Raw genomic sequence first — 25,048 nt, 5'->3', positions numbered from 1 at the left:
TGATACTGGCATGCCTCAACCAACACCTGCGTGGCCTTGAGGCTGCCGAACCGGGATCGGGGCGGCTTACCAGGATTTTCTGGCGGCGCGCCGCAGTCGGCCTAGCTCAGCCACTCTCGCCCTGACGGATACTCAGCACCCTGGACGCGCCGCTCTGGTCGGTGGTGACGCCCCAGATGACCTGGGCCACTTCCATGGTCGCCTTCTGATGGGTCACCAGCACGAACTGCGCACCTCTGGCGGCAAACACTTCCAGAAAGTGGGTGAAACGGCGGATGTTGGCCTCGTCCAGCGGCGCGTCCACCTCGTCGAGGACCGCCAGGGGCAGGCCGCTGGCCACGCCAGGGGCAGGGTGATCGGAAGGGGCAGAGTCAGGATGGGCATGGTTGAGGGCGAAGAGAAACCCCAGGCCCGCCATCGTCCGCTCGCCCGCCGACAGCAGCGCCATGCTGCGGGTGCGTTTGCCCCTGGGCTGCACCTGAAGGCGCAGACCGCGCAGCCGCCCGTCCTCGCCGCGCTCGGCGTCCAGTTCGCCCTCGCCGCCCAGCAACTCGCGGCTGTACTCGGTGAAGGCCGCCCCCACCCGCCGGAAAGCCGCGCTGGTGGCCGCGTCCTCGCCGCGCGCCAGCTCGGCCAGATGCTCCGTCAGGGTCTGGGCGGCAGCGGCGGCGTCCTGACGCTCGGCCTGCATCTGGCCCAGGCGGGTGGCCTGCTCGGTATGTTCAGTCTCGGCCAGCGCATTGACCGGGCCGAGGCCAGCGAGGTCAGTGCGCACCCGAGTGAGTTCGGCATTCCACTCGCGGGGGCTGCCGGGCAGCAGCGCGCCCTCAGGCAGCGCTTCCAGGCTGCCCTCGCGGCGGGCCGCCAGAAGCTGGGCGGCTTCAAAATTCTCACGCAGCTTGTTCTGGCGGGCCAGCAGGTTGGCATACTCCAGGCTGGCCGCCTGCTGGCGCTGCTCAGCGTCGGTCAGTCCAGCCGGGCGGTGATGGGCAACCTCCTGCTGGCGGCGCGTCACCTCGTCGTCGGCGGCGCGCTGCTGGGCCAGGTACTCGGTGAGCGCGGCGGTGCTGGCCGCAAGGCGAACCTGGGCGGCGCGCTGCCGGGCGGCGGCGGCCTCGGCCAGCGCCCGGCGGGCGGTCAGGTCGCGGGCGTGGGCCAACTGCTCGGCCTGCTCGCGTTCCCGGACGCGCACGGTGCTCAGGGCGGCGTCGAGATCGGTCAGGCGGGCCTCAAGGTCGGACAGGGACACGTCCGAGAGGCGCTGGGGCGCGGCCAGCAACGCCTCCAGGCGAGACTGCACCCCCCGGCGGCGGTCCTGGGCCGCCTGAAGCGCAGTGTCGAGCTGGGTCACGCGGCGCTCGGCCTCACGCTCGGCCCGCACGGCGTCGGCGTTGCCGGGCGACTGGGCAGGCAGCGGAGCAGGCCGAGCGGCGAGGTCGCGGCCAAGCTGCTCCTCCTGCCCAGCGAGCTGCGCTGCCGCCGCGTCGAGCTGGGCAAGTTCATCCGTCAGGTCCTGCATCCGGCGCTGATCGGCCAGCACGCCCCCCCCGCCGCCCGGCAGGCGGCCCCCGGTCAGCGCGCCGCCGGGTTCGATGAGTTCGCCGTCCAGTGTCACCAGACGCGGCCTGCTGGCAAACTGACGGGCCAGCCGGGTGGCCGACTTCAGATCTTCGAGCAGCAGAATGTCGGCCAGCAGCGCCTCGCTGATCTGCGGCGGGTCGCTCGGGCACAGCCCGGCCAGATTGCCCAGCACGCCCGGCTGGCCCAGCAAGGCGGCGTCGCGGCGGGGGCGGACCCGCAGCAGGTCGAGCGGCAAAAAGGTGGCCCGCCCGCCCCGGCGCTTGAGCACCTCGATGATCTCGCGGGCGTCCGCCTCACCGCGCACCACCACCTGTTCGGTGCGGCGGCCCAGCGCGGCAGTCAGGGCCACCTGATATTCAGATTCCACACTCAGCAGGTCGGCCACTGACCCGATCAAGCCGGGGTGCCCGCTCAGCAGCGCCTGACGCGGTCCCTCACCGTAGCGGGTATAGCTGCTCAGAACTGTCTCCAGGCGCGAGTGCTCGCGCTGCAAGGCCGAGCGTTCGGCGCGGCACTCGGCCAGCTCACGCCCCAGCCGGGTGAGTTGGCCTTGCAGTTCGGCACGCTGCAAGGCGGCGACCTGGGCGGCCTGCTCGGATTGCTGGCGCTGCTGGGCGGCGGCGCTCAGCTCGGCCCTGGCCCGCGCCAGTTCGGGCGTCAGGTGCTCCAGCGCGGCGCTCAGTTCGGTCCATTCGGTTTCCAGGCTGCCGCGCTGGGTCTGACTGCGGGTAAGGGCCTCGGCCTGCTCGGTTTCCAGGCGGCGGGCACGCACCAGCTCGGCACTGAGCGGGTGCTGCTGTGCTTCCAGGCGGGCCAGTTCAGTGCGGGTCTGATCGAGTCCAGCTTGCAGCGGCGCGGGGTCGGGAGCCTCCGGAAGGCGCTGATTCTCAGATTCGCAGAGAGAGGCGAGTTCGGCCTCGGTCTGGGCCCGCTCGGCCTGGAGGTGGTGCAGCGAGCGGCTGACCCGGCGCTCGGCTTCCTGGGCCGCCGCGAGCAGTTCCAGCGCCTGCTGGTGGGCCGCCAGATCGGCTCGAAGCGAGGTCAGCACCGACCTGGCGGCTTCGAGCCGGGCGGCGGCCAATTGGGTTTGCTGGGCGACCCCGGCAGACTGGAGACTGAGTCGGGCCGCCTCTTCGTTCGCCGCACGCCACTCGGCGGCCAGGGTGTCCTGGCGCTGGCGGCGCAGCGTCTCGGTCAGGGCCAGTTCGCGCAGGCTGAGCTGGCGGTGGTGCCCAGCCGCCTGCGCCTCGGCGGCCAAGCGCTGCAGCTGCCGGGCGAGGTCGTGCTCGCCGCGCTCCAGTTCCGCCAGGGTACTGGCCGCGCCTTGCAAGCGGCGCTCGGCCTCCTCCCTGGCGGCCACCGCGCGGCTGAGGCCCGCCGCTTCCTGAAGGTAGCCGAGCAGCACCTGGCCCTCGGCTTGCACCACCGAACTGACCTCGCCCTGCCCAATGACGGCCAGCCCGCCGGGGCCGAGGCCGGTGCCGCGCAGCGCGGCGTGGATGTCGCGCACCCGCACAGCCTGGCCGGAGAGGTCCTGCTCGGCGCTGCCGTCGCGGTAGATCCGGCGGCTGAAGCTGAGCTGGCCCTGGGTGGTGCGGAGTTCGAGCTGCACCTCGGCCAGACCCAGCGGCGCTTTGCCGCCGGAGCCGTGAAAGATCAGTTCGGTGGCCCGGCCCGCCCGCAGCTCACGGGCACGGGCCTGGTGGGTGGCCCAGCGGACGGCCTCCACCACGTTGCTCTTGCCCGAACCGTTGGGGCCGATCACCGCAGTGATACCAGGGCCAAAGTCCAGGCGCACGCGCTCGGCGAAGCTCTTGAAGCCTTGCAGGGTGATGGACTCGATCATTTCAGCACCAGTGAACCCGCAGGCCGCTCAGTCGGCGCAGTCCGCTTTGGTGTAGGGGCGGGTCAGGTCCATGTGGCCGAGCAGGGTCGGGCTGCTCTGCGCGCCCACCAGAAACAGCACGTCCTTGCCCGACTGCTCCAGCAGGGTGCGGGTCAGCGAGCAGATGACCATGCGCTCGCCGCTGACGCCGTAATTGAGCTGGGTGTAGCTGGTCGGCAGGTTGACGTAGAAATGCGCCCCACGTACCCACACGTCCGGCACCTGACTGCCCTGCGGCACGTCGCGCAGGCCCTTGCCTTTCAGCGGCCCGCGTGCCCAGGCCACCAGCGCTGCCTGGGCGATCTTGCCGGACGACTTACCCTCCACCGGCACGGTGCGGTCTTCCTTGACGAAGCCGTCGACCTTGTCGTTGGAAAAGTAGAGCGTGAGCGCCAGCGGCTGCACCAGTTCGAGTTGCAGCGGCGGCGGACTGGGCGAGGCGGACGGCCTGGACACCCACTCGCGCACGGCCAGTGTGGCGACGAGCAGCAGCAGCCCCAACAGGTTGAAGGGGGTGATGAGACGTCTCACTGGCCGCTCCCGGTCAGGTTGGCAGCCCGCGCCTTGAGGAAAGTGGCGACGCTCAGTGCCAGCGCGTCCGAGACCTTGCCGGTGCGCTGGGGCGTGATCAGGTTGGCAAGGTCGCGCGCGTTCTGCGGCCAGCCGAGTTCAAGTTCAAAGGCGGCATGCGGAGCCTGACCAGCCAGATACAGGCGCGGCACCTGCTGCGCGCCCGCCTTGAGGCCGCGCGCGCCGAGTTCACCGAGCAGCAGCTCGGAGAGCCGCTTGGTCTCGCCGCCGTCGCCCACCGCCGCTCGGACGAGCGGACTGCTGCCGCCCGCATCCCGGTAAGCGTTGATGATCTGGGCGTCCTGCTCGCCCACCGACTGATACAGGGTGATGCCCTGACGGTTCGCGCCGGGGAAGCGCCCCACGCTGAGCGTCACGAAGACCTGACTCTGACGGGCCAGTTTCTCGCGCTCGGCAATCGGCAATCGGCCCGCCGCGCTGCGGGTCAGCTTGACCTGCCAGCCGGACTTGCTCAGCAGCTCTCCGGTGGCGCGGGCGACCTCCAGCGGAATGTCCAGGCTGCCGCCGCCCTTGGGGGCCGGGTCGAGCACGATCAGCGGCGTGCGCGGTGCGTCGGTGAGGGCCGCGACATTGCGCGGCAGGCCCGGCCCGACATCGAGGACCAGCCTCACACTGCCGGGGCGCACCACCTTGAAGAGGCGGTAACCCGCGCCGCCGCCCAGCGTCAGGTTCAGCCGGGCGTCGCCGTTGGCTGAAGTGACCTCGAAGCTCGGCACGAAGGCCCCGCGCGTGGCGTAGGTCTGCGGATTGGCGTTAACGCCCTTGAGCACCAGCGTCAGGACGTTGCCGACCACGTTGACGGCGTACTGCGGGTCACGGCTGAAATCCAGCACGATGCGGTCAGTGTCCTTGCCCGCCCGCGAGGACACGTTGGTGAGGGCCGAGATGGGCAGTGAAAAGTCACCGGTCTTGTAATCGGCCCCCAGCCCGCGCGCCAGGGTGTCGAGCGGCAGATACAGCTCTCCGTTGACCAGCGTGGCGGTGCGGGCATTCAGGCGGGTATTGTCGAGTTGCACAGTGTTGAAGGTGGTGGCAGCGCGCTCGGTGTCCTGGTCAATCGGCAAGATCAGTTCGTGGCCCAGGCCCTGCACGACCACGTAGGGGTCCTGGCGACTGATCTGGACCACGCCCGACAGGGTGCCCTCGGCAGCGTACTCGGCTCCGCCCAGCACGATGGCCTGGGTGGTCTGGCCGCCCAGCATCAGCTTGCTGTAGGCGTACTGCGCTCCAGCCACCCCCAGCAGCAGCAGGGCGGCCAGCAGCGCGGCGCGAAGGCGCAGATCGGCAGCACCCAGCTTCATGCGTTTCTGATTTCCTTGCGGGCTTCCTTGTCGGCCTCGGCGCGGCGCTTGTCGTGGAGCTTTTTGCCACGTGCCAGCGCCACCTCCACCTTGAAGAAGCGGCCCTTCTGATACAGCCGGGTCGGAATCAGGGTCAGGCCCTTGACCTTGAGCTGACGCTCGATCTTGGCGATTTCCTCGCGGCCCAGCAGCAGGCGGCGGGTGCGGCGGGGGGTGTGGTTGTTGTAGCTGGCATCTTTGTATTCGGGAATATACAACCCTTCGAGGTCAATGTCGTGGCCCTGCAAGCGGGCGAAGGCGTCCCGGAAATCGACGCCCCCGGCGCGAATACTCTTGACTTCACTGCCGGTCAAGCTGATGCCCGCCTCGAACCGCTCCAGCAGTTCATATTCAAAGTTCGCGCGGCGGTTGGTATACACGGGCCGCATTCTAGCAGGCCCGTTTATGAGGGCAGCCAGGAAGACGCGCCGGGGTCAGTCGTGCGGCAACAGGCGCGACAGCAGCGGCTGAACGACGCCCAGCAGGACCGGCGCAAACCAGGCGATACTTGGCTGAACGAACGCCAGCAGGCCCATCACTGCGAACACGGCCAGGTTGAGCCAGGCCCGGATCGCCAGCATCCGAATCGGGGCGTGGGTGCCCACCAGCGCGTGGACGCGGACGTAACTCAGCATCAGCACGTATGCGGCGCTGATCAGCATCTGGTTGAGGGCATACGGCCAGACGCCCGCTTGGACGCCGCCGTGCGCGCCGAGCACGGCGGCGCTGAACGGCAGCAGCGAGACCGTCATCAGGTACAGGACATTGAGAAAGGCGAGGCGCTGGTCGCTGCGGCGCACGAAGGTGTACAGGCGGCTGTGGCTCAGCCAGCTCAGGCCGGTGACCAGAAAGGTCAGGACGTAGATGGCGAGCTTGCCGAGCAGATCAATGAGCGCCTGATTGACGGCGGCGCGCTCGGCAACCTCACCCAGACCGCGCGCCACCTCCGGCAGGTTGAGTTGCAGCACCAGCAGGGTCATCACGATGGCGAAGACGCCGTCACTCAGGCCATGCAGGCGGCTGAGCGGGATGTCCTGTGCGTCGGCTGCCGGTAAACTCTCTTCGGTCGGCATGAATTCAGTGTAGGCCCAGCGGTCAGGTTAGTTTAGCGCCCCGCCAGGTCTTCCAGAAAATCGAGGGTGTGCATTGCCACCTCAATAGGATGCGAGTCGGTCAGGGCGTGGGTGCCGCCTGCCACCCGTACGGCCCGCGCGCCTGGAATCTCCTGAGACATCCTTTCCAGTGTCCAGGTCTGGATCACCGGGTCGGCGGTGCCCTCGATGACCAGCACCGGCGAGCGCACCCGCCCCAGCAGCGGACCGGTGTCGTGGTTGTACTGGTCCTGGGCCAGCTGGTAAAAGTGAAGCGGCCCGGTGCGAACGTACGAGGCCAGGCCGTAAGGCCACAGTTGCACCCGTTCGCGCGGCAGGTCCAGGGTCAGCCGCCACATCTGCATGGCCACGTTGGGGTTCTCGGGAATGCCGGTAGGTGCACAGGCGATCAGCGGCCCGGCGAGCAGCGGGTAGCGGGCCGCCAGATCGATGATGACCTCGCCGCCCAGCGAATGCCCCAGCAGTGGCGTGCCGCCGAGCTGATTGAGCCTGAGCCAGGCGGCCAGGTGGTCGGTGAGCTGCTCGATGTGGGCCGGGTACGTCAGCCGCCCCGCCGAGAAGCCGTGGCCCGGCGGATCGTAAACCCACACCTTGCGCCAGCGCGACAGGGTGCGCGCCAGGCGGCGGTACATCCACGAGGCGCAGCCCAGGCCCGGCACGATGATCACCGCTTCCGGATGGGTCTCTCCGTAGACGCGGGCGTGGGTCCGCAGGCCGCGCACGACGCTGAAGTGAGGGCGGCCCGACTGGGTGGGCTGCCCGGCGGCGGCGTTGCGGTTCGCGGTCATGCGGGACCAGGACCAGCCAGAAAGGCCAGCACCGCCGCGTTGAAGGCGCGCGGCTGATCGACCATCACGACGTGCCCGGCGTGCGGCAGCTCGACGTAGTGGGCCTGCGGCAAGCTGGCAGCGAGTTGCTGACCGAGTTTGGGCGGCACCAGCGGGTCGCGCGACCCCCAGATCACCAGCGTCGGCACCTCCAGGGTGGGCAGTAGCGCCGCCACGTCGTCGCGCAGCAGGTCGCGGGCCGAGCGGTAGAGGTTGGGCAGGCCGGTTCTGAGTGAATCGCGCAGCACCACCGGCATGAAACGGGGGCGGCCCGAGAACCCGGCACGCGGCAAGTTGAGCGCCACCTTCCACCACCGGGCGTGTAGCAGACCGCTGGCGCAGGCCAGCACCAACCGGCAAACGCGCTGGGGGGCGAAGGCGGTCACATACAGCGCGATCTGACCGCCCATGCTGTGCCCGATCACGGCAGCGGGCGGTAATTCCAGGCTCTCGGCCCAGGCCACGATCAGGCGGGCGGCGTCCTGCACGCCCACGACGCCGAGCAGTTCCAGGGTCAGCACCTCGTGGGCACTCGCCAGCGCCGGAGCATTGAAGCGCCACCACTGCCCCGAGCCGCTCAGACCGTGGATCAGGATGATGGGCGGCCCCGCGCCCTGGCGGGTGTAGCGCAGGGTGCGTTCACCGTCTCTGAAGGTGTGGACGGTCAGCGGGGAACGGAGCAAGGCGCGCACGGCCCGAAGCATAGCAGGCAGCCAGCAAAGCGGTTTTCAGGCCCCCTTCATTCCTGACCAGTGTGACCGTTCAATGTGCCTGCTCAGTGCGGTGGCTCATGGTCAGGAACAACTCGTGAATGCGGGCGTCGCCGGTCAGTTCAGGGTGAAAGCTGCCCGCCAGCAAAGTGCCGCTGCGGGCCAGCACGATCTGTCCCTGGTGCTCGGCCAGCACCTCGACGCTGGGCGAGACCGCCTCGATGACCGGAGCGCGGATAAAAACCGCCGGAAAGGGCGTTTTGAAGCCCGCAACATCGAGCGAGGTGCGAAACGAATCGACCTGGCGGCCGAAAGCGTTGCGCTGCACCGTAATGTCCATCAAGTTGAGGCTGGGCTGCACACCGAACTGCGGCGGCGTGCCGTGAATGGTGCGGGCCAGCAAAATCATACCCGCGCAGGTGCCGAAGATCGCGCCGCCCGCTGCATGGAAATCACGGATCGCCTGAATCAGCCCGTACTCGACCATCAGATTGCCGATGGTGGTGCTCTCGCCGCCCGGCAGGATCAGGCCTGACAAACCTTCGAGTTGCTGCGGTAGCCGGACCTCGCTGACCTGCGCGCCCAGCGACTGCAAGAGGCGCTTGTGCTCGCGGAAGGCTCCCTGGAGGGCCAGCACGCCGATGGTGGGAGATGAGGTCATGGAGACTCCAGGATTGGATGCTGAATGGGTGGGTGAAATTAGAGGGGACGGGGCCATGAGCGCGGCGTCCTGCCCCTGAAGCGGTGGAACAGCAGCGGTGGGTCAGCTTTTTTCAGCGTCGTGCGCAGAAGAACCCAGCCAGACCGGGGGTCCAGAAACCGGACGCCTCCGGTCTGACCGGGCATTTTCGACTGGGCACTCGCCCTCCCCACTCACCAGCCCCGGCTGGCCAGTCGCTCTTGGGGAATCAGCGAGTCGATGTTGATGCCGGTCATCGGCAGACCCAGGTTCTCGCTGACTTCGGCCAGGATATCGGGGTTGTCGAAGTGGGTCACGGCCTTGACGATGGCGCGGGCGCGCTTCTCGATCTGGGCGAGGTCACCGCCGCCGCTCTTGAAGATGCCGCTGCCGACAAACACACCGTCCAGGCCCAGTTGCATCATCAGCGCCGCGTCGGCAGGAGTCGCCACACCGCCCGCCGCGAAGTTGACCACCGGCAGGGTGCCGTGGGCGTGCACATATTGCACCAGATGGTAGGGCGCGCCCAGATCGCGGGCCACCGACATCAGTTCCTCGGCAGGGCGGGACTGGATCGCGCGCATCTCGCCCAGGATGGTGCGGGCGTGCCGCACGGCCTCGACCACGTCACCGGTCCCGGCCTCGCCCTTGGTGCGGATCATGCTGGCTCCCTCGCCCACGCGCCGCAGCGCCTCGCCGAGATTCTTGGCCCCGCACACGAACGGCACGTTGAACTTGCTCTTCTCGATGTGGTAGCTCTCGTCAGCGGGGGTTAGCACCTCAGACTCGTCGATGAAGTCCACGCCCAGCGCCTGCAAAATCTGGGCCTCCACGAAATGCCCGATGCGAACCTTGGCCATCACCGGAATGGTCACGGCGGCGATGATCTCCTTGATCATGCTGGGATCGCTCATGCGGGCCACCCCACCATCCCTGCGGATATCGGCGGGCACACGCTCCAGGGCCATCACGGCAGTGGCTCCGGCAGCCTCGGCGATGCGGGCGTGCTCGGGCGTCACCACGTCCATGATCACGCCGCCCTTGAACATCTCGGCGAAACCGAACTTGATTTCAGGGGTGCCTTGCTGGGTCGATTGGTTGGTCATGCCACGCAGCATAGTCTCAAACTGGCTCCCCCGCCAGGGCCAGAATGGGCAAGCCAGGGGAGCCAGTTTCAGTTACTCAAGGCAAAAACGCCAGCGGATCAACTGGAGTGCCGCCCAGCCGCAGCTCGAAATGCAGGTGCGGCCCAGTGCATTCGCCAGTGCAGCCGACGTAGCCGATCAGATCGCCCTGTTTGACCTGCTGGCCCACTTCCACGGCGGTGGCGCTGAGGTGGCCGTAGATGATAGTCAGGCCCAGGGCAGCGTCCACGGTGTAGACGTTGGTGCCGTATGCGCCGTCACCACTCTTGGTGACCTCGCCGTCCTGGGCCGCGTGAATTGGGGTGCCCATCGGCTCCACCATGTCGAGGCCGCCGTGAAACTGCTCGACATGAAACTCGATGTCCTCCTCTCCGAAGCGGCTGGTCAGGCGCGGGTGGTCGAGCGGCCAGACCAGCCGCAGGTCCGGCGCGCTCTGTTCGGCCAGCACCGCCGCCTGCATCTGCGGGCGCGGATCGTTGGCGGCCAGATCGAGCATCTGGCCCTTGATCGTCTGGGTGCGGGCCGCGTCCTCAACGTTCTGCTGGGCCACGAAGCTCTGGTACTCGGCCTGCCGGGCGCTGGCCTCAGCAGCCTGCTGGGCCAGCCAGGTGTCGTACTGGGCCTGACGCTGGTACTTGGCGACCAGGGCCAGCCGTTCGGGACTGTTGAGCCAGGCCTGATAAGCCTCGTAGCGGCGCTGGCGCTCCATGAGGCGGGCAGTCTTCCAGGCTTCAAAGGCCTGGTACTGGGCCAGCACCACGGCTTCCCTGGCCTGCTGGGCGGCGCGTTCACGGCGGGCCAGCAGTTCGTCGCGGCGCGAGTCGGCGTAGATGCCCGGCAGCAGCAGCTCGTCACCGACCCTGAGTTCGGTGGGCAGCGTGATGGCGTTGGCGCGGGCCACCGAGAGCGGCGAAGCACGGTAGAGGTGAATCAGCTCGGCAGCGCTCTGGCCGGGCTTGATTCGCAGCAGCAGGCCGGTCTCGCGGGTAGGAATGTTGAGCCGGGTGCCCACCGAGAGCTTGTCGAGGCTGCCGAGATCGAGATTGGCACTGATCAGCTCGCGCTCCGAGAGGTTGGAGCGCAGCATCAGAGCGCTGAGCGTGTCGCCGTAGCGCAGCGTCACGGTCTTGATGCTGGCCGGGCGGCGGACAACGACTATCGGCGGTGGCAACGGCACCCGCACCACCTGCCCCCCGGCAGCGGCAGACCCGAGGGCGCTCGCTCGCCGCCAGACTGCACCACCCGCAGGGCCGAGAGCGTCACGCCGTAGCGCTCGGCGATCTGCGCGGGGCGCTCGCGCGGTGCGGCGATGACCCAGGCGGTCCAGTTGCCGGGCTGGGCTGGGGTCTTGAGTCGGAACGGGGGACGCTGAAGCGGTACGGGAGCCGGGCGCAGCAGCGCACTGATCGGCAGCGAATCCGGCGCGGGCCAGGCCAGCACAGGCAGCGGGGTGGGTGCAGCCCAGGTGAGGCCCAGCAGTGACAGACTCAGGCAGGCGGCCAGGCGGCGGGCAGAATGCAGAAATGACTGGGGCAAAGCATTAGGGGCCAAGGCAGGTCTCCGGGGCGAAATATGAGTGATCTGTCAGCATTCAAGCGCAGGAACCTGCCTTCAGATGTGAGAAATTCGGCTCCCCTCTCCCGGCCGACTTCAGCCGCCGCCCAGGGCCGCCAGGAATTCCTGGTTGTTGCGGGTCTTGCCCATGCGGCCCAGCAGCATTTCCATGGCGTCCGCCGGGTCCATGTCGGAGATGACCTTACGCAGCAGCCACATCTTGTTGAGCACCGCCGGATCGAGCAGCAGTTCGTCGCGGCGGGTGCTGGACTTGGTGATGTCCATCGCCGGGAAGATGCGCCGCTCCTCCAGACGGCGCGACAAGACGAGTTCGGCATTGCCGGTGCCCTTGAACTCCTCGAAGATCACATCGTCCATGCGCGAACCGGTCTCGACCAGTGCAGTGGCGAGAATGGTGAGGCTGCCGCCCTCACGGATGTTGCGGGCCGCGCCGAGAAACCGCTTGGGCCAGTGCAGGGCGTTGGAGTCCAGACCACCCGAGAGGGTGCGCCCGGTGGGCGGCGTGACCAGGTTGTTGGCACGGGCCAACCGGGTGATGCTGTCGAGCAGGATGACCACGTGGCCGCCGTCTTCCACCAGGCGGCGGGCACGCTCATGCACGAACTCGGCCACCCGGACGTGGTGCTGCGGTGGCTCGTCGAAGGTGGAGGCGATGACCTGCGCGCCCTGCACGCTCTCGCGGAAATCGGTGACTTCCTCGGGGCGCTCATCGACCAGCAGCACGATCACGGTCACGTCGGGGTAGTTACGGGTAATCGAGTTGGCGATCTTTTTCAGCAGCGTCGTCTTGCCGGCTTTGGGCGGCGCGACGATGAGGGCGCGCTGGCCCCGGCCAATCGGTACCAGCAAGTCGACGACCCGCAGGCTGATGCCGTCCGTGACGCCGGGTTCTTCAAGCACCAGTTGCTGATTGGGGAAGGTCGGGGTCAGGTCGTCGAAGCGAGGACGAAGCCGGGCTGCCTCGGGCGAGAGACCGTTGACCGCCTCCACCTGAATGAGCGAGCCGTAACGCTCGTTCTCGCGGGGGCGGCGGGCGCGGCCGATGACCTCGTCACCGCTGCGCAGAAAAAACTGCTTGATGATGCCCGCTGTGATCAGCACCGTGCGGGACGACGGGTCGAGCAGATCTCCCTGCAAGAAGCCGTAGCCGTCAGGACTGATTTCCAGGAAGCCGCGCGCCAGGGTCTGCCCCTCGCGCTCGGCCTGGCGCTCCATGATGGCCAGGGCCAGGGCGTCTTTCTTGAGCTTGCGGTAATTCTCGATGCCCGCCTGCGCCGCGATCAAGTGCAGTTCCGGCAGGATTTTTTGTTGGAGTTCGTAAAAGGGCAGGGTGTCGGTGCCCAGATGGTCGTTCACAGTGATGCCTCGGTTGGGGCCGCCCTCGCGGGGCGGGAAGTGAGCAAGATGACAGGCGGGCTTGGTTCGCAGTCTAGCGGTCTGAAGCGCGGGCAGGCAAAAGTACACCGGACGGTTGACCCGGCGAGCCGCCGAGTTTAGCATGCAGGTCGGCCCTCCAGCGGGGTCAAACAACCCTTAAAGCGAACGCGAGGACAGTAGGCAGAGCACACGCGATCACGAGCGAGTCAGGAACGGTGAAAGCCTGACGGTCCGCGCCCCGCCGAACATCACCTCCCGCGCTGGGCGAAGAAAGGCCGACGCCACGTGGCCGATTAGACCGCCCCGGATACCCCCCGGCAGAGGGCTTCAACGAGGTTGGCGAGAGCTGACGAAGTTGGGTGGTACCACGCAGACCGTTCATCACGGCGCGTCCCAGCAGTGTTTGGGACGCGCTGTTTTTGGCGCTCCGGGGAGAGGGTCAGAATGCAGATGACTGATATTCCGTTCGGCGTGACCGACTGGCCAGATGTGCCGGTGACGCAGCATCCGGGCGAGACCGGGGAAGCACTGTGGCGCACCCGGCAGTTCGGGAGCGTGCGGGTGCGGCAGGTCGAGTACACGCCGGGCTATCTGGCCGATCACTGGTGCCGCAAGGGCCACATTCTGCTGGTGCTGGAGGGCGAACTCGTCACTGAACTGGCCGATGGGCGCAGCTTTACCATGACGCCGGGCATGAGCTATCAGGTGGCCGACGAAGCCGAGGCGCATCGCTCGCGGACGGCGAGGGGCGCAAAATTGTTTATTGTGGACTGAACAAACCTGTTTCATATATATTCTAAACTGCTCAAAAAGGATTGCCCATGACCACCACCAACCGAAAGCCGTTGTTCCAAGCTGTTCAACAAAATCCGAAATTCCCGGCCCTTGAGGAGCAGACCCTTCAGTGGTGGGCCGAGCGGGGCATCTTCGAGCGCTCGCTGAAGCAGACCGAGGGCGGGCCACGCTACACCTTTTATGAAGGGCCGCCCACCGCCAACGGGCAGCCGGGCGTGCACCACGTGCAGGCGCGCAGCTTCAAGGACCTGTTTCCGCGCTTCAAGACCATGCAGGGCTACCACGTGCCGCGCAAGGCGGGCTGGGACACCCACGGGCTGCCCGTTGAGATCGGCGTGGAAAAGAAGCTGGGCCTGAATTCCAAGCGCGAGGTGGAAGCCTACGGCATCGACAAATTCAACGCCGAGTGCCGGCAAAGCGTGTTCGCCTACGAGGGCGAGTGGCGCAAATTTACCGAGCGGATGGGGTACTGGGTCGATCTGGACGACGCTTACATGACCCTCAACAAGGACTACATCGAGTCGGTGTGGTGGAGTGTCAAGCAGCTTCAGGACAAGGGCCTGCTCTACAAGGGCTTCCGGGTCGCGCCGTACTGCCCCAAGGACGGTACGACGCTCAGCAACGCCGAGGTGAGCGAGGGCTACAAGGACATCCAGGACCCCAGCATCTACGTGACATTCGATTTGACGGAGCCGCAGAAGCTCGGCCTGGACAATGGCGCAGCCTTCCTGGTCTGGACAACCACACCCTGGACGCTGCCGTACAACGTGGGCGTGGCGATTCACCCAGATTTCGAGTACGTGGCGGCCGCAGACAAGGACGGCAAGGTGGTCATCTTGGCCCGCAGCCTGCTGACCGAGGTGCTGGGCGAGGACGCCGAGGTGCTGAAGTCGTTTCAGGGCAGCGAGTTGGAGCGGGTGCCGTACTCTCCCCCGTTCACCGAGGCCTACGCCGCCGAGGGCGAGGGCAAGCCGGTTTGGATGAGCGGCCTGGATACCTATGTCTCCGACTCGGACGGCACCGGCATCGTGCATACCGCGCCCGCCTTCGGTGAGGACGACATGCGGCTGGCCCGCAATTACGGCTTCCCGGTCATCGTGGGCGTGGACGAGACTGGCAAGCACCGTTTCGGCCCGTGGAAGGGCGTGTTCTTCCGCGACGCCAACCAGGACATCATCCGTGATTTGAGGGCGCGGGGCGTGATGTGGAAGGAGAAGAACTTCGTCCACTCGTATCCGCACTGCTGGCGCTGCGGTACGCCGCTGATGTACTACGCCACCGAGAGCTGGTACCTGAACAACACGTCCATGAAAGCGCGCCTGATCGAACTCAACCAGACCATAGACTGGCACCCGCCGCACATCAAGAACGGGCGCTACGGCGGCTGGCTGGAAAACCTGATCGACTGGAATCTGTCGCGCAGCCGCTACTGGGGCACGCCACTGCCGATCTGGGAGAATGAAGACGCCAGCAAGTACAAAGTGATCGGCAGCTACCAGGAATTGGCCGAGCTGAGCGGGCGGCCCGAACTCACCGGCCCCGACTTCGATCCGCACCGCCCCTACGTGGACGACATCACCTTCGAGTTCGAGGGCGAGAGCTACCGCCGGGTGCCGTATGTGATGGACGTCTGGTACGACTCCGGCTCGATGCCATTCGCGCAGCACCACTACCCGTTCGAGAACAAGGAGAAGTTCGAGCAGGGCGGCTTTCCCGCCGACTTCATCGCCGAGGCGATTGATCAGACGCGCGGCTGGTTCAACTCGCTGCATCAGGTCGCCACGATGGTCTTCGACTCGGTGGCCTACAAATCGGTGATCTGCTCCGGGCACATTCTCGACGAGAAGGGCCTGAAGATGTCCAAGAGCAAGGGCAACATCGTCAACCCCTGGGACGTGTTCGAGCAGTACGGGGCTGACGCCGCCCGCTGGTATATGTACGTGTCCGCACCGCCGGAACTCAGCCGCCGCTTCGGGATGAACCTGGTGGGCGAGGCGTTCAGAAGTTACTTCCTGACGCTGTGGAACACTTACAGCTTCTTCGTGCTGTACGCCAATCTGGATCAGCCGGACCTGATCGCCGCACCACCTGTTTCTGAGCGCCCGGAAGTGGACCGCTGGCTGATGGCGAAAGTGCAGACGCTGATCGCTACCGTGACCGAGCGACTGGAGAACTACGACCCGACGGGATCAAGCCGCGCCCTGCAAGATTTTGTGACCGAGGATTTGAGCAACTGGTATGTGAGACGCAACCGCCGCCGCTTTTACAGCAAGGACGGCCAGGTCGATCTGAGCGCCTACGCCACCCTGCACGCCGCGCTCAAGACCGTGACACTGCTGACCGCCCCGTTCACCCCATTTCTGGCCGAGGAGCTGTATCAGAATCTGGTGCGGAGCGTGGACGCCAGCGCCCCGGAGAGTGTGCACCTGGCCAGCTGGCCGGTGGTGGATGAAAGTCTGGCGGCTCCGGCGCTGGTGGGCGAGATGGACGCGGTGCTGCGGGTGGTCAGCCTGGGCCGGGCGGTGCGCGGGCAGACCGGACTGCGCCAGCGCCAGCCGTTGCCACGCGTGATGCTGCGTGCCCGCAGCGGCGAGATGACCCAGGCTTTGGGCCGCTTTGCCGAGCAGATCAAGGAGGAACTCAACGTCAAGGAAGTGGAACTGCTCGACCAGTACGCCGAGCTGGTCAGCTACCAATTGCGGCCCAATTTGCCGCTGCTGGGCAAGAAGTTCGGCAAGGCGGTGCCGCAGGTGCGGGCCGCGCTGCTGGCTGCCGACGCCGCCGAGATCGCCCGCTTTGTCCGGGACGGGCAGCAGTTCGAAATCGTATCCCCCACCGGAGAGCGCTTCGAGCTGGGGCCGGACGAGGTGCTGGTGGACGCCAAGTCGCCGGAGGGGTTCGCGGCGATGGAAGAAGCCGGGTATCTGGTGGCCTTCGACACCTCGCTGACCCGCGAGCTGGAGCTGGAGGGACTGGCCCGTGACCTGGTGCGCGGCATTCAGGACGGGCGCAAGAAGGCAGGGTTCGAGGTGCAGGACCGTATCACGCTGCATCTGGAGTTGTCGGGCGACGCCAGAGACGCCGCCGAGGCGTGGCAGGAGTACCTGATATCGGAAACGCTGGCCGAGACGCTGGTGTTCGGCGCAGCCTCGGGCTTTGCGGCGGAAGTGGAAGGCGGCACGGCGTATCTGGAAAAGCTGGAACCTGATGGAGAGCCTGTCCACTGAGGCAGTCTGGCAGGGCTGCCCCCATGCCAGAAGGTGACAATCGTCAGGGGCGGCTTTACCAATCCATGACACAATGCTGCCTTATATGTCCGCGCCGACCCTGAACCCGTCCGAACAGGCCGCCGAGTCAGCGGGTCAGGCCAGCCGCACCGCCGCCCTGACCCCGGTGGACTACTTCCGGGGGCTGGCGATTCTGGAAGTGGTGCTGCACCACGCGTCCGGCGCGGCGCGGCGCTACGCCGAGGACGGCAGCACCGTGCTCCTGTTTCTTAACATCCTCAACCGGGTGCTGCATTTCGCGGTGCCCGGCTTTCTGTTTCTGTCGGCGGCGGTGCTGACCCGCAGCCTGCTGGCCAGACCCGACTACGGGCGCTACTTCTGGCGGCGGGTGGTGCGCGGGGCGTGGCCCTATCTGCTGTGGACGGTGCTGTACCTGCTCTGGAGCGCCTGGCTGGGCGACCGGCCCTGGGACGACCTCCTGAAGCCCGACAAGTGGCAGCTCTGGCTGGGCTACGGCAAGGGCAACTACCATCTGTATTTTCTGCTGGTGGCGCTGGAATCGTATCTGCTGCTGCCCTTCCTGCTCCCGCTGGCCCGCGCCCGCATCCGCATCTCAGCGGCGCTGGCGCTGGGGCTGGCGGTGCAGATCGGGATTTACTGGGCCAACAAATATTATCTGCACCTGCTGTATCCGGCGTCCACGGTGCTGTGGTATCTGGCCCCGGTGGTGCTGGGCGCGGCGGTGGGCGGGCGCTGGAGCGAGTTTCAGGACTGGTGGAAGCGGCGGCGAGGCAGGGTGCTGCTGCTCACCGCCGCCGCGCTGGTGCTGCACCTGCCGATGGCGCTGGCCTTTCTGGACGGGCTACAGGTGAGTCCCTGGCTCTACAGCGCCTCGACCTGGGCCTACACCACCCCGATGGCTTTGGTGGTGCTGGGTGCAGGCTACAGCTTGTGGCGGCGCGGTCTGGCACGCTGGGTGGGCCTTCTGGGCGGCCTGTCACTTCAGATTTACCTGATTCACCCGGCCATTCTGGAAGGTCTGGAGCACCTCTTGCCCTCCAAAAGCGTGGAGAATCTGGACACCGTGCCTGCCCTGCCGATGCTCCTGCTGATGGTGATGCTCTCGCTGACCGTGCCGCTGGGCCTCGCGCGCCTGCTCGCCTGGTTGCGGCTGAGCGGGGTGTTCTTTGGCCGCTGAGCGCCGGGCCGCTAGACTGACGGGAATGCGGCGTTTTCTCTTCACACTCCTGGGTCTGGTGATGCTGGGCACGGCCCCAGCTCTGGCTCTGACCAGCCCATCCAGTTTGCCCAGTTCGGAACTCCCCGACCCCCCGCAGCGCATCGCAGCGACCCGGCTGGCGGCCTTCGCCTCGGAGCACAGTTACCGCCTGCCGGGCGGCGGCCTGCTGATCGTGCCGCCGGAATGCCGTCTGGAGCGCTGCCCGCTGCTGACCATCTCACACTCGCGCGGGCGCACGCCGACGGAATTGACCGAGAGCACCAGCTTTCAGCCGTTTTTGCGCCAGTTGCTGGCTGCTGGCCTGCCGCTGCTGATCTCTGCCGAGGGTGGTCCCGACGGCTGGGGTGGGCCGGAAGCATTGTGGCAGCTCACCCGCGACTACACCCTGTCAGTGAGCAAGTTCAAATTCTCGGGTCGCACCTACGCGCTGGGCGTCTCGATGGGCGGCATGTCGGCGCTGCGGGCAGCGGTGGACGCCGTGTTCGACGTTCACGGCCTGATTCTGATTGACGGACGGGTCAACCTCACCGATGCCTGGAACAGCGGCCAGTCGCGCCAGCCGGAGCTGAGCGCCGCCTACGCCCTGAAAGGCCGCCCGCCCGCTGCCCACGAAGACCCGCTGGCCTCGCTGCCCGCCAGCTTCCGGGTGCCGCTGCTCGTCTTCGGTAGCCCGCAGGACACCACCGTGAACTTCAAGCGCAACGGTGAGGCACTCTACGGCAAGGCGGCGGGCATCGGCAGCCAGCTCGTCCATACCAGTGGCCCGCACCTGGGCGGCTCGCACCTGAGCGAACAGGTGGCCGCGCAGGTGGTGGCCTTCGTGCAGGGCCTCCAGGCACGCAAGTCGCCCTGAACAAGGTCAGATACCCTCGAAGAAATCGCTGTCTATTTTCTTGACCTGATAGGTGCTGCGGGTCAGCACGCCCACCCCGTACTGAATCATCAGGTCGGCCAGGGTTTCGCCGCCGATCAGGATGATGTTGCCAATCTGGCGAGCGGTGTCTGTGGCGCTGGAACTGAAGCCTGCGGTGGTGATCAGCACGCCCTTTGAGGCTTTGTGATAGGTCAGGCAGCCAGAAAAGTTCCGCACTTCCTGGCTGCCCACGTTGTTGGCCCACTGCTTGGCCTGAACGTAGACCTGGTCCAGTCCCAGCGGGTCTTGCTTGACGACCCCGTCGATGCCGTTGTCGCCGCTGCGCCCCAGCGCCTGGCCCGCGTCTCGCACGCTGCCGCCGTAACCCATCGCCACCAGAAGCTGCACCACCAGAATTTCAAATTGCTGCGGCGTGAGGGCGCGAACCTGGGCGAGGAGTTCGTCGGCCAATGCAGCACTGAGTTCGGCGTAGAGGGCGTCGAGCTGCTCATCGGGCGGAATCTGCTTGAGGTGGTCCGGTTCCGTTTCCGTTTCGTTCACTCCGTTGACGATTGCTTGCTTGCTTCCCCTGAACGCCACATATTCCGGAAAGCGGTTGAGCACTTTCATATCAATGCGGTCCGGAACTTCCTTTAGCAACTGCTGACCCCGCTCGGTAATTTTTACGGCTCCCCGTGTCGGGCTGAGCAGCACGCCCGCTTTGACCAGATGAAACTTCGCCCACAACACCCGGTTGGCGTATTTGGCTTGTTTGCCGCTGGGAAGCAGCTCCTGAAGGTCGGCCTCGCTAAGTTGAAGTACAAGGCGCAGCGGCTGGTAAAGGTCCCTGATACGGTACTCCTGACCGTTCTTTACCGCTTCGAGCATCGGCCTCATGAACGTCTGAAAATCGGGAACTGCCATTCCCCAACTTTAACCCAAACAAAAAAGCCGCCCACCCTGCGGCAGACGGCCCCAACTCAATTCCTGGCGCTCAGTCGGTGTACGCTCCCACCGCCGCGCTGCTGACCAGTTTGGCGTACTTGGCCAGCACGCCGCGCTTGTACCTCGGCTCCGGCTGCACCCACTCTTTCCGGCGGCGCTCGATCTCGGCCTCGTCCACATGCAGGGTCAGCTCGCAGGTCTCGGCGTTCAGCTCGATGGTATCGCCCTCATGGACCAGCGCAATCGGGCCGCCGACAAACGCTTCCGGCGCGACGTGGCCGACGACCAGCCCAAAGGTGCCTCCCGAGAAGCGCCCGTCGGTGATCAGACCTACGCTGTCGCCCAGGCCCTTACCGATGATGGCCGAGGTGGGCGAGAGCATTTCGCGCATGCCCGGCCCGCCTTTCGGCCCCTCATAGCGGATGACCAGCACATCACCGGGGTTGATCTGGTCGGACATGATGGCGTGCATCGATTCTTCCTCCGACTCGAAGACGCGCGCCGGGCCAGTGATCTTGATGGATTTCAGGCCGCTGATCTTGGCCACGGAGCCCTCGGGCGCGAGGTTGCCGCGCAGAATGGCGAGGTGCCCCTGGGCGTAGAGCGGCTGATCGTAGGGACGAATCACGTCCTGGCCCTCGTTGGGTGCGTCCGGCTCGTCGGCCAGATTCTCGGCAATGGTTTTGCCCGTCACGGTCATGCAGTCGCCGTGCAGCAGTCCGGCCTTGAGAAGCATCTTCATCACGCGGGGAATACCGCCGACCTCGTGCAGATCAGTGGCGACATACTGGCCGCTGGGCTTGAGGTCGCAGAAGACCGGCGTCACCTCACGGATGCGCTCGAAGTCGGCCAGCGTCAGGTCGATGTCGCAGGCGTGGGCAATCGCCATCAGGTGCAGCACCGCATTGGTGGAGCCGCCGACGCCCATGATGACGGTGATGGCATTCTCGAAGGCCTGCTTGGTCAGGATGTCCAGCGGGCGGATGTCAGCCTCAATGAGCTTCAGCAGGGCGCGGGCACTGTCGGCGCTGCTCACCGCTTTCTCGGCGTCCACGGCGCTCATGGTGCTGGAAAACGGCAGGCTCATGCCCATCGCCTCGAAAGCCGACGACATGGTGTTGGCGGTGTACATGCCGCCGCAACTGCCGTTGCCGGGGCAGGCGCGGCGCTCGATCTCATTGAAGTCCTCGCGGCTCATCTTGCCTGCGCCGAGCGCGCCCACCGCCTCGAACACCGACACGATGGTCAGGTCTTTGCCGTTGTAGTGGCCGGGCTTGATGGTGCCGCCGTAAACGAAAATAGCAGGGATGTTCAGCCGGGCAATGCCGATCATGGCCCCCGGCATGTTCTTGTCGCAGCCGCCCACCACGATCACGCCGTCGTGCGACTGGCCCCGGCTGACGGTTTCGATACTGTCGGCGATGACTTCGCGCGATACCAGCGAACACTTCATGCCCTCGGTACCCATGCTGATGCCGTCAGACACGGTGATGGTCCCGTAGACCTGAGGCATCCCGCCGCCTTCCTGAATCGCGCCCGTGATGTGCCCGGCCAGTTCGCCCAGCCCGTTGTTGCAGGGCGTGATGTTGCTCTGGGCGTGCGCCACACCGATGATCGGCTTCTCGAAATCGCCGTCGGTGAAGCCCACCGCCCGCAACATGGCCCGGTTGGGCGCGCGCTCGTCACCCTGGGTGACGTGGTAGGAGTTCCAGTTGAGCTTCTTCTTGGTGGTGGTGTCGGTCATACGGCCAGTCTAGAGCCTGGGACCCGGCACGGCGGGCAGGCGTCTGGGCAGCCCACCCTGATGGAGGCATGAAAAAAGCGGCCACTCGGGCCGCTGATTCCTAAAAGATAGCGCAGTATTCGGGCAAAGTCAAATATATGCAGTGGACCTCACTCAGCGCCGCACCGGCAACCGGCCCAGCCCCCGGATCACGAAACCGCCGCCGTACTCCGGCAGGGCGGCGGGGTCAGCCAGCCGCAAGATAGGCGCGTGTCGCACCAGCGCCCGCAGGCTCAGTGCCAGTTCCAAGCGGGCCAGCGGCGCGCCGAGGCAGTAGTGGCGGCCCAGTCCGAAGGTCAGATGCGGGTTGGGGTCGCGGCTGAGGTTCAGTTCGTCCGCCCGCTCGAAGCGGCGCGGGTCGCGGTTGCCGCTGGCATAGATGAGGGCCACCTGATCGCCCATTTTCAGGGATACGCCGTTCCAGTCGAGGTCTTCCAGGACGTAACGCTCAAACATCGGCAGCGGCGTGTCGAAGCGCAGCAGTTCCTCGACGGCGGTGCGAAACGGCTTGGGGTCGCCCTCGCCCGATGCCTGAACGAGCTTCTTCCAGTGTTCCGGCTGCCTCAGCAGCGCCAGCACACCCGCCGACAGGCCGTTAACGCTGGCCTCATGCCCGGCATTGAGCAGCAGAATGCAGGTGTCGGTCAGCTCGGATTCGCTGAGCATCTGGCCGCCGTCCTCGACCTGCACCAGCGCAGTGATCAGGTCGTCTTGGGGGTCGGCGCGGGCGCTCGGCAGCCAGTTTGCGGATCAGGGCACTGAACTCCACGACAGCCCGCTCGGCTTCCGATTGCTGCGTGCGGGTGAACTGCGGTTCATACAGCTTGACGATGGCCGCGCTCCAGGGACGCAACTGAAAGCGCTCAGCCTCCGGCACACCCAGCAATTCGGCGATCACCGTGACCGGCAGCGGCTCGGCGTAGTCGGCCACCAGATCAAACTCCGGACCCAGCGCCGAGAGCCGCTCCTCCAGAATCGCCTCGATACGCGGCTGCAAGGTTTCCACCCGCCGGGGCGTGAACGCCTTGCCCACCAGCGAGCGCAGCCGGGTGTGCTTCTCGCCTTCCGAGTCGAGCATGTGGTTGCCGTTGAAGGCGTCGAAGTGCTGCTGGGCCGGGTCGGGCAGCGGCCAGCCGAGTTCGTCACGCGAATACAGATGGGTCAGCGTGCGCCCAAAGCGCTTGTCACGCAGAATGCCGGAAATGTCGTCGTAGCGCAGCACGACCGTCCTGTTCAGGGCCGTATCGAAGAAGAGGGGCGTTTCCTCGCGCAAGCGTTCGAGCGCCGGGTAAGGGTTCTGGACGAAGGCCGGGTCGGTCAGTGGCAGATGTGGAGACATACTCAGAGCATACGGGGCGGCTCACTCCAGCATGAACCTGACAGCTTCCTGCACGTGAATGGCGGTGGTGTCGAACACCGGCACCGCAACATCGGCTGCACCGACCAGCAGGCTGATCTCGGTGCAGCCGAGGATGATGGCCTGTGCGCCCCTCGAAACCAGGTCGGCCATGACGCGGCGGTAAATGACACGTGACTGCTCTGTGACGGCATTGCGGCACAACTCGTCGAAAATGACGCGGTGGACCTCAGCGCGGTCTGCCGGGCCGGGCACGATCACATCCAGACCATACTTTTCCGAGAGCCGACCTGTGTAAAAATCCTGCTCCATCGTGAAGGCGGTGGCGATCAGGCCGACTTTCTTCAGACCCGCTCCTTGGATGGCCTCCCCGGTGGCGTCGGCGATGTGCAGCAGCGGCAGGCGGGTGGCCGCCTCGATGTGCGGGGCGACCTTATGCATGGTGTTGGTGGCAAGCAGCAGGCCCTCAGCCCCGGCGCGCTCCAGGCCACGTGTGATATCGGCCAGAATTTCGCCCGCCTCGTCCCACTCGCCACTGGTTTGCAGGGCCGCGATTTCGGCAAAGTCGACGCTGTGCAGCAGCAGCCGCGCCGAGGTCAGGCCGCCGCGTTGCCGAGCCACCTCACTGTTGAGCAGACGGTAATACTCCGCCGTGGACGTCCACGACATACCACCAATGACGCCGAGCAGTTTCATGAACTGAGGATACCCGGTCCAGGGATTCTACAAACGCCCGTTGGGAGCCAGGAAAGAGAAGGTCTCTTCGAGACGCTATGAATGGTGTGTTTTAATTCGTCCCGGGCGGATTCCAGCGCCCGGCACCAAAGAAAAGACCTTTTTGATCATCTTTCGCGCCGTCCTCTACGCTTTCCTGGGTTCGGGCTCACTGGGCGCTGCCTTGGGCAGCCGAACTTCAGGCGCGCCCATGAGGGCAAGCCCCGTCTGGCAGATAAGTCCACTTCCCGTTATCCTGAACGCGCACACTGAGAACATGCGCCGAAACAACGCTCTGCCGCTGATCGTGCTGTTCGCCGTGTTGATCGTCCTGGCCGCTTATCTGCTGCTGCGTCAACCTGGCTCAGGCCAGGTGGGCACAGCCCAGCCTTCAGGGGACGGCCCAGCCCGGCAGGCCGGGAGCGTGCCCAACTCCACCCTGACCCCCGGCGACGTATTGACCAGCGATAAGGCCGTCATTTGCCGGTCGGGCTACACCCAGACGGTCCGTAACGTTCCAAGCAGTCTCAAGACCCAGGTGTACCGCTCCTACGGCGTGACTTCGCACCAGCCGGGCGAATACGAGATCGATCACCTCATCAGCCTCGAACTCGGCGGCTCCAACAGTGTGAAGAACCTCTGGCCGGAAAGCTACGTGACCAAGCCGCTCAACGCCCACGTCAAAGACAGTCTCGAAAACAAACTGCACGCGCTGGCCTGCAATGGCACCATCAGCATGCAGGTGGCCCAGCAGGCCATTTCCAGGGACTGGACGGCGGCGTATGTCCAGTACGTGGGGCCGCTGCCAACCCACTGACAAGGATTCCGGGCCATCAGTCATGAAATGACTGTTGACCCGACCAAAGGGAGAAGGAAAAAACGGACGCCGGGATTGGACGAAAGCCGTAAAAGCCCAGCACTCCAGGGAGAGAGATGAACGATTCTGGCACCTCAGAGCCCAAGCCCGCAGCGCTGCTGGCCGCCCAGATTTCAGTGACCGACCGGCTCGGTCAGCCGGTCAAACGAGAGCTGAGCGCCCGCGAACGCTGGCTGGCAACTCAGGCGGAGACTGCCCTCCATGCCGCCCAGGCGTTGACGCCCGGCACCACGCTCAGCCGCCTGGAAATCAACGGCATGTTGCCGGACACCAGTTCCAGCTATCTTTACCTGCGCTACCAGCCGGACGCGAATCAGCCTGCCACAGCGCCGCAGGAGTTCTGGGCCTGCTTTCGCCGACGGGCCAGCTTTGACCAGAAGCGCGGGCTGATCGGCGTTCCCTCAGCCCTGGCCCCCGCCTGAGATGCACCGCCCG

At 66.1% G+C, this 25,048-nt stretch carries 23 protein-coding genes; 6 read left to right on the top strand and 17 right to left on the bottom strand.

The genetic code is table 11. The features are described 5' to 3' along the window. Window positions 1-106: 106 nt before the first annotated feature. The 12 genes from N0D28_RS09800 to rho form a co-directional block, all read right to left on the bottom strand. Window positions 107-3,427 (bottom strand): SMC hinge domain-related protein, encoded by a 3,321-nt coding sequence (locus N0D28_RS09800; RefSeq protein WP_260559347.1) that lies wholly within the window; start codon window positions 3,425-3,427, stop codon window positions 107-109. 27 nt (window positions 3,428-3,454) lie between these two features. After that, a complete protein-coding gene (locus N0D28_RS09795) occupies window positions 3,455-3,997 on the bottom strand; it encodes a GerMN domain-containing protein (protein ID WP_260559346.1) in 543 nt (180 codons plus the stop codon). After that, a complete protein-coding gene (locus N0D28_RS09790) occupies window positions 3,994-5,358 on the bottom strand; it encodes an N-acetylmuramoyl-L-alanine amidase CwlD (protein WP_260559345.1) in 1,365 nt (454 codons plus the stop codon). Before N0D28_RS09790 ends, N0D28_RS09795 begins: the two co-directional genes overlap by 4 nt. Continuing rightward, window positions 5,355-5,786, bottom strand: a complete 432-nt coding sequence (gene smpB / locus N0D28_RS09785; RefSeq protein ID WP_260559344.1) for an SsrA-binding protein SmpB — start codon at window positions 5,784-5,786, stop codon at window positions 5,355-5,357. Before smpB ends, N0D28_RS09790 begins: the two co-directional genes overlap by 4 nt. Window positions 5,787-5,831: 45 nt before the next feature. Beyond that, on the bottom strand, window positions 5,832-6,470 hold the full coding sequence (locus tag N0D28_RS09780) for a TMEM175 family protein (RefSeq protein WP_260559343.1): 639 nt from the start codon (window positions 6,468-6,470) through the stop codon (window positions 5,832-5,834). Window positions 6,471-6,502: 32 nt separating this feature from the next. Continuing rightward, the gene (locus N0D28_RS09775) at window positions 6,503-7,297 is read right to left on the bottom strand and encodes an alpha/beta fold hydrolase (RefSeq protein WP_260559342.1); all 795 of its coding nucleotides are present in this window, start codon (window positions 7,295-7,297) and stop codon (window positions 6,503-6,505) included. Then, window positions 7,294-8,028, bottom strand: a complete 735-nt coding sequence (locus tag N0D28_RS09770) for an alpha/beta fold hydrolase (RefSeq protein WP_260559341.1) — start codon at window positions 8,026-8,028, stop codon at window positions 7,294-7,296. Before N0D28_RS09770 ends, N0D28_RS09775 begins: the two co-directional genes overlap by 4 nt. A gap of 70 nt (window positions 8,029-8,098) precedes the next feature. Continuing rightward, window positions 8,099-8,707, bottom strand: a complete 609-nt coding sequence (gene pdxT, locus N0D28_RS09765) for a pyridoxal 5'-phosphate synthase glutaminase subunit PdxT (RefSeq protein WP_260559340.1) — start codon at window positions 8,705-8,707, stop codon at window positions 8,099-8,101. A 212-nt stretch (window positions 8,708-8,919) separates the two neighbouring features. Further along, a complete protein-coding gene (pdxS, locus tag N0D28_RS09760) occupies window positions 8,920-9,831 on the bottom strand; it encodes a pyridoxal 5'-phosphate synthase lyase subunit PdxS (RefSeq protein WP_260559339.1) in 912 nt (303 codons plus the stop codon). Window positions 9,832-9,907: 76 nt separating this feature from the next. Continuing rightward, window positions 9,908-11,047 (bottom strand): peptidoglycan DD-metalloendopeptidase family protein, encoded by a 1,140-nt coding sequence (locus N0D28_RS09755; protein ID WP_260559338.1) that lies wholly within the window; start codon window positions 11,045-11,047, stop codon window positions 9,908-9,910. Next, the gene (locus N0D28_RS09750) at window positions 11,026-11,406 is read right to left on the bottom strand and encodes a hypothetical protein (RefSeq protein ID WP_260559337.1); all 381 of its coding nucleotides are present in this window, start codon (window positions 11,404-11,406) and stop codon (window positions 11,026-11,028) included. Before N0D28_RS09750 ends, N0D28_RS09755 begins: the two co-directional genes overlap by 22 nt. Window positions 11,407-11,520: 114 nt before the next feature. Further along, on the bottom strand, window positions 11,521-12,801 hold the full coding sequence (gene rho / locus N0D28_RS09745) for a transcription termination factor Rho (protein ID WP_376777615.1): 1,281 nt from the start codon (window positions 12,799-12,801) through the stop codon (window positions 11,521-11,523). A gap of 471 nt (window positions 12,802-13,272) precedes the next feature. On the opposite strand from rho, the gene N0D28_RS09740 reads away from it, so the two are divergent. The 4 genes from N0D28_RS09740 (at window position 13,273) to N0D28_RS09725 (ending at window position 18,937) form a co-directional block, all read left to right on the top strand. Continuing rightward, on the top strand, window positions 13,273-13,596 hold the full coding sequence (locus tag N0D28_RS09740) for a DHCW motif cupin fold protein (RefSeq protein ID WP_260559336.1): 324 nt from the start codon (window positions 13,273-13,275) through the stop codon (window positions 13,594-13,596). A gap of 47 nt (window positions 13,597-13,643) precedes the next feature. Then, a complete protein-coding gene (gene ileS / locus N0D28_RS09735; protein WP_260559335.1) occupies window positions 13,644-16,844 on the top strand; it encodes an isoleucine--tRNA ligase in 3,201 nt (1,066 codons plus the stop codon). A gap of 85 nt (window positions 16,845-16,929) precedes the next feature. Then, a complete protein-coding gene (locus tag N0D28_RS09730; protein WP_260559334.1) occupies window positions 16,930-18,042 on the top strand; it encodes an acyltransferase in 1,113 nt (370 codons plus the stop codon). Window positions 18,043-18,067: 25 nt separating this feature from the next. Further along, a complete protein-coding gene (locus tag N0D28_RS09725; protein WP_260559333.1) occupies window positions 18,068-18,937 on the top strand; it encodes an alpha/beta hydrolase in 870 nt (289 codons plus the stop codon). Window positions 18,938-18,943: 6 nt separating this feature from the next. On the opposite strand, the gene N0D28_RS09720 is transcribed toward N0D28_RS09725, so the two are convergent. The 5 genes from N0D28_RS09720 to N0D28_RS09705 form a co-directional block, all read right to left on the bottom strand. After that, window positions 18,944-19,861 (bottom strand): restriction endonuclease, encoded by a 918-nt coding sequence (locus N0D28_RS09720; protein WP_260559332.1) that lies wholly within the window; start codon window positions 19,859-19,861, stop codon window positions 18,944-18,946. Window positions 19,862-19,931: 70 nt separating this feature from the next. After that, on the bottom strand, window positions 19,932-21,626 hold the full coding sequence (gene ilvD / locus N0D28_RS09715) for a dihydroxy-acid dehydratase (protein WP_260559331.1): 1,695 nt from the start codon (window positions 21,624-21,626) through the stop codon (window positions 19,932-19,934). 153 nt (window positions 21,627-21,779) lie between these two features. After that, the gene (locus N0D28_RS15570) at window positions 21,780-22,331 is read right to left on the bottom strand and encodes a cytochrome P450 (protein ID WP_312846399.1); all 552 of its coding nucleotides are present in this window, start codon (window positions 22,329-22,331) and stop codon (window positions 21,780-21,782) included. Continuing rightward, window positions 22,273-23,004 carry a cytochrome P450 family protein gene (locus N0D28_RS15565; RefSeq protein WP_312846398.1) on the bottom strand — a complete coding sequence of 244 codons (732 nt, stop codon included), beginning with the start codon at window positions 23,002-23,004 and terminating at the stop codon, window positions 22,273-22,275. The genes N0D28_RS15570 and N0D28_RS15565 overlap by 59 nt, the downstream gene beginning before the upstream one ends. Before the next feature lie 21 nt (window positions 23,005-23,025). Then, window positions 23,026-23,718, bottom strand: a complete 693-nt coding sequence (locus N0D28_RS09705; RefSeq protein WP_260559330.1) for an aspartate/glutamate racemase family protein — start codon at window positions 23,716-23,718, stop codon at window positions 23,026-23,028. A gap of 295 nt (window positions 23,719-24,013) precedes the next feature. On the opposite strand from N0D28_RS09705, the gene N0D28_RS09700 reads away from it, so the two are divergent. Both N0D28_RS09700 and N0D28_RS09695 read left to right on the top strand, forming a co-directional pair. Continuing rightward, a complete protein-coding gene (locus N0D28_RS09700; RefSeq protein ID WP_260559329.1) occupies window positions 24,014-24,553 on the top strand; it encodes a hypothetical protein in 540 nt (179 codons plus the stop codon). A gap of 116 nt (window positions 24,554-24,669) precedes the next feature. Further along, the gene (locus N0D28_RS09695) at window positions 24,670-25,035 is read left to right on the top strand and encodes a hypothetical protein (RefSeq protein ID WP_260559328.1); all 366 of its coding nucleotides are present in this window, start codon (window positions 24,670-24,672) and stop codon (window positions 25,033-25,035) included. Window positions 25,036-25,048: the final 13 nt, after the last annotated feature.

The sequence above is a fragment of the Deinococcus rubellus genome (assembly GCF_025244745.1).
GTDB lineage: Bacteria > Deinococcota > Deinococci > Deinococcales > Deinococcaceae > Deinococcus > Deinococcus rubellus.
The sequence above is the reverse complement of the archived record's forward strand: the minus strand, read 5'-3'. Positions and strand labels throughout refer to the sequence as shown.